The sequence below is a fragment of the Streptomyces hoynatensis genome (assembly GCF_003626535.1).
GTDB classification, from domain to species: Bacteria; Actinomycetota; Actinomycetes; order Streptomycetales; family Streptomycetaceae; genus Streptomyces; species Streptomyces hoynatensis.
The window spans coordinates 134,174-141,592 of sequence record NZ_RBAL01000018.1; the positions used below are offsets into that span (position 1 = coordinate 134,174).

A 7,419-nucleotide genomic window follows, 5' to 3' on the forward strand; every position below is an offset into this window, starting at 1 on the left:
GAGCCTGGCTCAGACCAGGCCGCCCGAGGAGCCGCCGTCGAGCCGGTACATCATGCCGTTGGCCACCGGGCCGAGGCGGGCCATGTGCATCAGTCCCTGGTAGCAGGACTCGAAGTCGATCAGGGCGTCGATGACGAGATTGGTGTTCGTCTTGCGGAGGAAGGCGCGCACGACCTCGGCCTCGGTGACGCCGCGCTGTTCGGCCACCCGCCGCAGCCCGGCCAGCTTCTGCGGGTCGGCCAGGGGGCCGACGAGCAGGGTGGACACGGCGGCGTCGCCTCCGCGGCAGGTGGCGGCCAGCGTTCCGGTCAGGACGCGGAGGGCCGCCTTGCTCGCGGAGTAGACGCCGTTCTGCTCGCGCGCGTGGTACATGGCGTCCGAGTTGACGACCACGCAGGAGCAGAAGTGCTCCCGCGGCCTGCCGAGCAGGTCGAGAAGCAGCCGGTAGGGGGCGAGGGCGTTGACCCGGAACACCGCCTCCAACTCGCCCAGGGGCGGCGGCCCCTCGCTCTGCGCGGGATAGCGGACCGCGTTGTAGACGACCAGTTCCGGGACGTCGCCCAGCTTCTCCGCGAGCCCGTCGAGGGTCTCGGGGACGGACAGGTCGGCCTGGACGTACGTCACCTCCGCGGGCAGCCCGGCCTCCGCGGCGGGCCGGCGGCCCAGCCCGGTCACCGCCCAGCCCTCCGCCGCCATCCTGGTGGCGAAGTGGGCCCCCAGGCTCTGGCTGGCGCCGATGATCCAGGCGCGGTTCTTCGCCATTTCTCACCCCTTGTAGCTCACGAGGAGACCGTTTCGCGTGCCGAGAAACGCGGAGAAGAGCCGTGGGCTCCTTCCCACCGCACGGTTGTAGGCGTGGATGGCCTTCCGCTCCCGCTCGCCCTCCCCGCCCTCTGCCGACTCCCCGCTGAAGTCGCCCTGCGCGAAGGCGTCGTCGGCGACCAGCAGCCCGCCGGGTTCGAGCAGCGGAAAGCAGGCGGCGAGGTAGCGGGCGTAGGACTTCTTGTCGGCGTCGATGAAGATCATGCCCACGGACTCGGGCGGCACGGTCGCCAGGTACCCGCTCGCGTCACCGACCACGATCTCCACCCGCTCTCCGACGCCCGCCCGGTCGAGGTTGCGGCGCGCCGCCCCGGCGGCGGCCGGGTCGATCTCCAGCGTGGTGAGCCGCCCGTCTTCGGGCAGGCCACGGGCGAGGTGGATCGTGGAGTACCCGAAGAGGGTGCCGATCTCGATCACGTGCCGCGGCCGCCGCAGCATGACGAGCAGTTGCAGAATCCGCCCGGCGTTGTCGTCCACCTGGATCGCGGGCAGGCCCCGTTCCAGCACCGAGTCCCGGAGGATCTCCTCAAGGACCGGTTCGCGGTTGCCGAACACGGCCCGGACGTAGTCGGTCGGGAAGGAGGCGGCGGGGAACGGGGGGCGCGGGGTGTGCGCCGCCTTCGGCTCAGCCAACGCCGGCCTCCTCGTGCCCCACGCCGGCCCCCTCGTGGCCCACGCCGTCGTAGAAGTCGAACACCGCGGAGACGTCCGGCTCGCTGCTCGGCGCGTCGTAGTCGAGGCAGGGCGCGAAGAGTTCGCGGAGCCCGGGGCGGGCGGCCACCTCCACCAGGGTGAGGGGCTCGAACCGGGCGAACATCGCGCCGCTGTCCGAGGCGCCCCACAGGTAGGCGAAGTAGGCGCCGGGGTTGGCCCGCAGCATCGGCCAGGTGAAATAGACCAGGAAGTCGCCCACCTCGCAGTGGGGGGAGAGGCCGAACCGCTCGTCCAGCCGCCGGAAGGCGTCCACGACCCCGCCCCGGGGCCTGCGGTGGACCTCGAAGTCGAGCGCCGCGGTCACCGCCCGGTCCAGGTACGTGCTCCGGTATTCGAGCCGCTTGACCCGCCGGCACAGCTCCAGCCCCGCCCGCTCCTCGGGGCCGAGGGAGAGCCGGCGGCCCAACTCCGCGTGGAACACCCATTTTTCGAACCACATGCTGAGGTTCTCCAGCCGTTCCAGGGGGAGGTACTCCAGCCCCGACTGGTTCGGTATCCGCTTGCGGATGAGCAGGTGGTTGACCGCGTGGCCGAACTCGTGCAGGAGGCTGTGCACGTTCTGGAAGGTGATGCGCGGGACGCCGTCGGGAGTCCGCCGGAACCGGCAGGAGACGTACGCCACCGGGCGCTGGACCAGTCCCCTCCAGTCGGCGCGGTTGCGGATGCCGGTGGTGGTGTTCGCCTTGACCGTCTTGTGCTCGGTGTCCCAGAGGTCGAAGTGGATCTGCCCGACCTCCTCGTCCCCGGCCCACACGGTGGTGGTCAGCACGTCGTGTTCCGTGCCCGAGGCGCGGCGCACCTCCAGGCCGAAGGCGCTGCGGGCGACGGCGAACGCGTAGTCCAGGCACTCGTCGAGGGCGAACTGCGGCAGCGGGCGGTTGCCCGAGACGGTGCGCAGGTAGGCGCCGAAGTGGTCCAGGGGGGCCGTGCTGGCGCCGGTGGCCTCCGCGACCTCCGCGGCCAGCGCGCCGTGGCGCTCCAGCGCGCGCCGCAGGTAGCGCTCGAGGAAGCCCTCGATGGTGTCCTCGGTGACTCCGCACTTCGCAAGGGTCTCCTGCAGCACGGTGGCGTGGCCGCCGGCCGCGGCCTGCCGCCGCTGCTCGCCGATGATCCGGTCGACGACGCCGGCCAGCGGCTCCTGCCCGCGGTCGCGCACCACCCGCCAGGCCCGCGCCAGCTTGGCCCGCCTGGCCGGGTCCGCGGTGCCGGCGGCCAGGCGGTAGAACACCGCGGAGGGCGCGGCGCCCGGCACCCGCACGCCCAGCCGGTTCAGCAGGGCGAGCTGGTCCTGCTGCACCGCGCCGAGTATTCCCTTCGCCTCGGCCAGCAGTTCCGCCATCCGCTCCTCGGACTCCGGGTCTTTCGCCCGGTTCTTGTTCCGCAGCTGTTCGAGCAGCCGGCGGCGGGAGTCCTCGGCCTCCGCGTCCTCGCAGCGCAGGTCGCCGAGCAACCGGGCCAGCCCCGCGTCGAGTTCGGGGTCCTTGTGGAAGCGGTCCCGCCAGGGCAGCAGCCGCTCGTAGTTGACGTGCCGCTCGTTGGCCTCCAGGTACAGGAAGACGTAGGCCACGTTGTTGAAGATGGAGACGATCTCCACCAGGGTTTCCTGGGTCAGGGCGGGCTCGTCGAGAATCGCCCGCAGCCGGGTCATCATCCCGTGCAGCGACTCGTCCATGGCCGTGACGCTGGCCCGGTCCGGGGGGGCGATGGCTTCTGCGGGCATGGCTGTCACTCCTCGTCGAGGGGCTGGAACCTGAAGTGATAGAGGTCGCCGGAGTACGAGCCGCCGTACATGCTGCCGTCCGGCCCGGCCACCGGCGTGATGTCCATGGCGGGCTGGTGGTCGGCGAGGCCGAGGACCTGGCTGCTCTCCCAGCGGAACCGGCCGTCGTCGCGTCCCAGGCAGACCACGTTCCCGCGGGCCGAGGTGGCGGCGAAGTTCCCGTCGGGCAGCACGGTCAGCGAGGTGTACTCGCGCGGTGCGCCCTGAGGGGCCGTCCAGGCCGTCGCGCGGGTGTGGACGTCGATCCCGGCGACGGTGTCGCGCACGGTGCCGACGGCGAGGACCCGGCCGGAGACGGCGGGACTGCCCGTGACCTTGGCGTCCAGCCGCACCTCCCCGCGGAGTTGCCCGTCGCGGCTGCCGAGGAACAGGCAGCGGCCGTCCACCGGGCAGACGGCGACCTCGCCCGTCGCGTGCAGGGCGGCCGGTGACGCCCGCACCGCGTGGCCGATCTCCTGCCGCCACAGCTCGGTGCCGTCCGGGGCGAGGCACAGGACGTGTTCCGCGCAGCAGACGATCGCGGTGTCCTCCCCGGTGGTGGCCGGGCCGGCGTAGGGGTCGCGGTGCGCGGCGAGGCCGCCGTGGGCCGCGTGCCAGGGCCTGGGCAGCGGCCGGTCGAAGAGCAGTTCGCCGGTGTCGAGGGAGAGGCCGGCGCAGCGGCTGTGGAACGCGGCGAGGATCAGGACCCCGGCCCCGGGAAGCACCGTGGGGGTGGCGTGGACGGGGGCGCCGAGCTTCGCCGACCAGACGAGTCCGCCCCGCAGGTCGAAGCAGGCGATCAGCCCGGTGGTCGCGGCGGCCACCACCCGCCGCCGGTCGCCGTCGAGCACCAGGGAGGCGTAGAGCGGGCCGTCGAGCCTGCGTTGCCAGTAGACCTTGCCCAGGGTGCGGTCGAAGAACCGGAGGTACCCGTCGTAGCCCCCGACGATCACCCCGGCGCCGGTGATCACGGCGGGGCTGGCGCAGACCGGCACGGGGATCGTCCGGCCGAGGGCCTTGTTCTCGTGGCGCAGGACCCGGTGGCCGCAGACGGCGGGCTCCCGGTCCCACCTGCTGGGCGGCCCCGCCTTTCCCGGCAGGACCAGGACCGACTTGCGCGGGTCGTGGCGGAAGGCCGGTCCGCCCGGTGGCCTAGGCAACGCCGGCCTCCGCCCTCGCCGGTGGCAGGGTGCGGACGGCGCGGAGGGCGCGCCAGAAGAGCGCCGCCTGGACCACGGTGGCCACGCCGTTGGAGGCGACGGCGAGGAAGGCCGAGTCGAGCACGACGACCGCGTACCAGGCCAGGGGGATGGTCAGCAGGTAGGTCGCCAGGGTGGAGGAGGCGAAGAGCAGCCCGCCGCGCCGGTGGACGATGAGGATCGTGGAGAGGGACTGGTCGAAGAAGTAGGCCGGCAGGTAGAGCAGATAGGCCATCAGGAGGGCCACGGCGAGCCCGTGGTCGAGTCCGGGGCTGGCGAAGGCGTCCACCAGCCAGGGCGAGGCGGCCACCACGAGCAGCGCCGCAGCCGCCGTGGGGACGGCGGCGTAGCCGAGCAGCGTGCGCACGGTGCCCGGCCGGGCCGCACCGTCCCGGCCGACCGCGTAGCCGTAGTAGACGAAGGTCGCCTGGAAGCAGGCCTGGGGCACGCGGCAGAACACCGTGTAGATGTTCGCGGCCACGACGCTCGCGGCGAGGGTGCCGACGCCCATCGTGCCGATGAGGGTCATGGGGATGAGGGAGCCCATGTAGTCGTTGAGGTGCCGCGCGCCGACCCCGGCGCCGGCGAGGGTGGTGGTGCGCAGCTCCGTCAGGACCTCCGCGCGCCCGGGCCTGGCGAGGCGTTCGGCGCGCGTCCTCAGCAGGCGCAGGAACATCCAGCCGGCCATGGCGGCCATCGCGGCCTGGGCCAGCACGGTGGAGGCGGCGACCGCGCTGTCGGGCGAGGGGAAGAGCCCGGCGAGCCCGGTGTACAGAAACGCCCAGTTCAAGAGCGCGTTGACGCCGAACCCGAGGAGCAGGGTGGCCAGCGACCTGTTCTTCGCGCCGCAGGTCTTGAGCGCCTCGTTGAGCGCGGTGTACAGCATGATCACGCCGATGCCGCACAGCCGCACCTGCAGGTAGTCCCCCATCGGCGGGACGAGTTCCGGCTTCTGGCCGAGGAGGGTGAGCGCCGGCTCCGCCAGCGCGGCGGCCGGCAGCGCCGCGAGCTGGCACAGCGCCAGCGCCAGCAGCAGCGTGGTGGCGAGCACGGGGAGGCGCCTGGCCGTCGTTCCTGCTCCCTCGGCGATGGCGAGCCGGCCGGAGAAGGCCTCGACCACGCCGAGAAAGAAGGTGGAGACGGCGAGGAGGACGATGCTTCCCTGTCCGACGGCGGCGACGTGGCCGACGCCCTTGGGCGCGATCATCAGCAGGTCGACCAGGCCGAACCCGGTGCCGACCAGGCCGGTCGCCAGCATCACCGTGGCGAAACTCGCGTAGTTTCCCGGGGTGAGCCGTGTGTGCCGCATCGCCTAGGGTCGCTCGTCCGCCGGGCCGGCGGGCCGGCCTGCCGACCGGGCGAGCAGGAGCTCGAAGTGCTCGCGCGCCTGCCGGGAGACCTTCTCCGCCAGGCGCAGGCCGGCCGCGAGGAGGGTCTCGTTGCGCGGCGCCAGCTCGGAGAGCGTCAGGTAGTGCTCGACGGCGCGCTCCGGCTCGCCCAGTTGCTCGCGGCAGCGGGCCGCGCCGAGCAGGTGGTGGCCGACGTACGGGGGCCCCAGCGTCACCGCCTCCTCGTAGCGCTCGGCCGCCCGCCGCCGGTCGCCGAACCTCAGGTGGGCCTCGGCGAGTTCGGCGTGGCTGGGGGCCCAGGCGGGGTCGAGCGCGATGAGCGCCTCCCCGGCCTCCAGGGCCAGGTCGGCGTCGCCGGTGACGTACATGTGCTCCTTGAGCGTGGACTCGTAGTAGGTCTTGAGGAAGTTCAGCTCGTACGGTTCCTGGCGGCGCCTGATCGCCTCCTGGGCCGCCTCGCGGGTGCGTTCCATGTAGCGCCGGGTCGCCGCCGCCTGGCGCTTGCCGGCCGGGATCATCGCCAGGGCGCGGTTCCAGGCGGAGAGCGTGGTCGGGTCGATGCGGCCGGGGTCCCTGGCCAGCGCACAGCCCGTGGCGACGTACCACCTGAAGTCGTCCTCGTGCAGCTCCCGGCGTTTGAGGTACCACACGACGGCCTGGGAGCAGACGTCGATGACCCTGGCCCGGGGCACCGGGCCGGACTCGATCGCCTCGCGCATGCGCCGGAACGCCTCGGGGGACGAGGCCCCGTCGTCGCGGCGGTTGGCGACCATGAAGTCGAGCATCGCGACCTCGAGCCGCTCCCGCGGGTCGGCCGCCCTGGCGGCGGCCGGCCGCAGCAGCCGGGAGGCGGGGCCGATGCGGGAGACGGTGATCAGCGCGGAGGCCACGTTGACCAGGCCGGGGACCGAGAGGTCGGCGGCGTTGTCCGCCAGCTCTCCCAGCCGCGCGAGCGCGGGCCCGGGGCGGTCGCTCAGGTCCGCAAGCGGGGCGTAGGGCCGCCCCTCGAGCAGGGCCACCTCCTTGAGGACGCCCGGCTCGAAGACCTGGGTGAAGGAATATCCGAAGCGATCGAGGCGGAGTTCGCGGTAATGCTGCACGCAGGCCCGGGAGAAGAGGTCGGCGGGACGGCCCGGGGTGTGGTCGAGCGTGAGGAGGGTTTCCTGGAACGCGTTCCGGCGGATCTTCATGGCAGGCGACCCCACGTAGGCGAGTAAGGCTCGAACGGCTGGCACGCGGGCGCGTGCCAGCCGCGACGACCGGATCGAGCGGTCAGGACAGGAGCTCGTCGAGCTCGGTGTCCACGCCCTCCAGCGCGTCGTCGTCGGTCTCCTCGCCGAACAGCTCACTCGCCAGGGCGTCGGCGTCGAAGAAGAGTTCCGCGGTCACGGCCGGAAAGAAGGCCGGCTTCTTTTCGAACGGGTAGCTTTCCATTCTCACTCCTTCCCTCTAAAGGTTGTCTCGTAAGGGGTCAGCCGTGGGCGAGGTTGTGCATGTGGGCGACGCCGATGGCCGCCCAGTAGACACCGTTGCCACGGCGGCGGCAGTCACGGAGGATCTTCCAGGTCTTCATCCG

General features: G+C 72.5%; 7 protein-coding genes and 1 pseudogene. All 8 read right to left on the bottom strand.

Annotated elements, in window-relative coordinates; all coding sequences use genetic code 11:
* Positions 1-9: 9 nt before the first annotated feature.
* On the bottom strand, positions 10-762 hold the full coding sequence (locus D7294_RS24995; RefSeq protein ID WP_120683557.1) for an SDR family NAD(P)-dependent oxidoreductase: 753 nt from the start codon (positions 760-762) through the stop codon (positions 10-12).
* Between the two features lie 3 nt (positions 763-765).
* The gene (locus D7294_RS25000; RefSeq protein WP_158674688.1) at positions 766-1,455 is read right to left on the bottom strand and encodes an O-methyltransferase; all 690 of its coding nucleotides are present in this window, start codon (positions 1,453-1,455) and stop codon (positions 766-768) included.
* Positions 1,448-3,256, bottom strand: coding sequence for a M3 family metallopeptidase (locus D7294_RS25005; RefSeq protein ID WP_120683561.1), 1,809 nt, complete (start codon positions 3,254-3,256; stop codon positions 1,448-1,450). The genes D7294_RS25000 and D7294_RS25005 overlap by 8 nt, the downstream gene beginning before the upstream one ends.
* Positions 3,257-3,261: 5 nt before the next feature.
* Complete coding sequence (locus D7294_RS25010) at positions 3,262-4,455, bottom strand: outer membrane protein assembly factor BamB family protein (protein ID WP_120683563.1); 1,194 nt, start codon at positions 4,453-4,455, stop codon at positions 3,262-3,264.
* The gene (locus D7294_RS25015) at positions 4,448-5,803 is read right to left on the bottom strand and encodes an MATE family efflux transporter (protein WP_120683565.1); all 1,356 of its coding nucleotides are present in this window, start codon (positions 5,801-5,803) and stop codon (positions 4,448-4,450) included. The genes D7294_RS25010 and D7294_RS25015 overlap by 8 nt, the downstream gene beginning before the upstream one ends.
* 3 nt (positions 5,804-5,806) lie before the next feature.
* On the bottom strand, positions 5,807-7,033 hold the full coding sequence (locus tag D7294_RS25020) for a tetratricopeptide repeat protein (RefSeq protein ID WP_120683567.1): 1,227 nt from the start codon (positions 7,031-7,033) through the stop codon (positions 5,807-5,809).
* An 82-nt stretch (positions 7,034-7,115) separates the two neighbouring features.
* Positions 7,116-7,277: a hypothetical protein gene (locus D7294_RS32065; RefSeq protein WP_158674689.1), complete on the bottom strand. Its 162-nt coding sequence runs from the start codon at positions 7,275-7,277 to the stop codon at positions 7,116-7,118.
* 37 nt (positions 7,278-7,314) lie between these two features.
* Positions 7,315-7,419, bottom strand: a pseudogene (locus D7294_RS25025) (IS5/IS1182 family transposase); the annotation flags it as partial.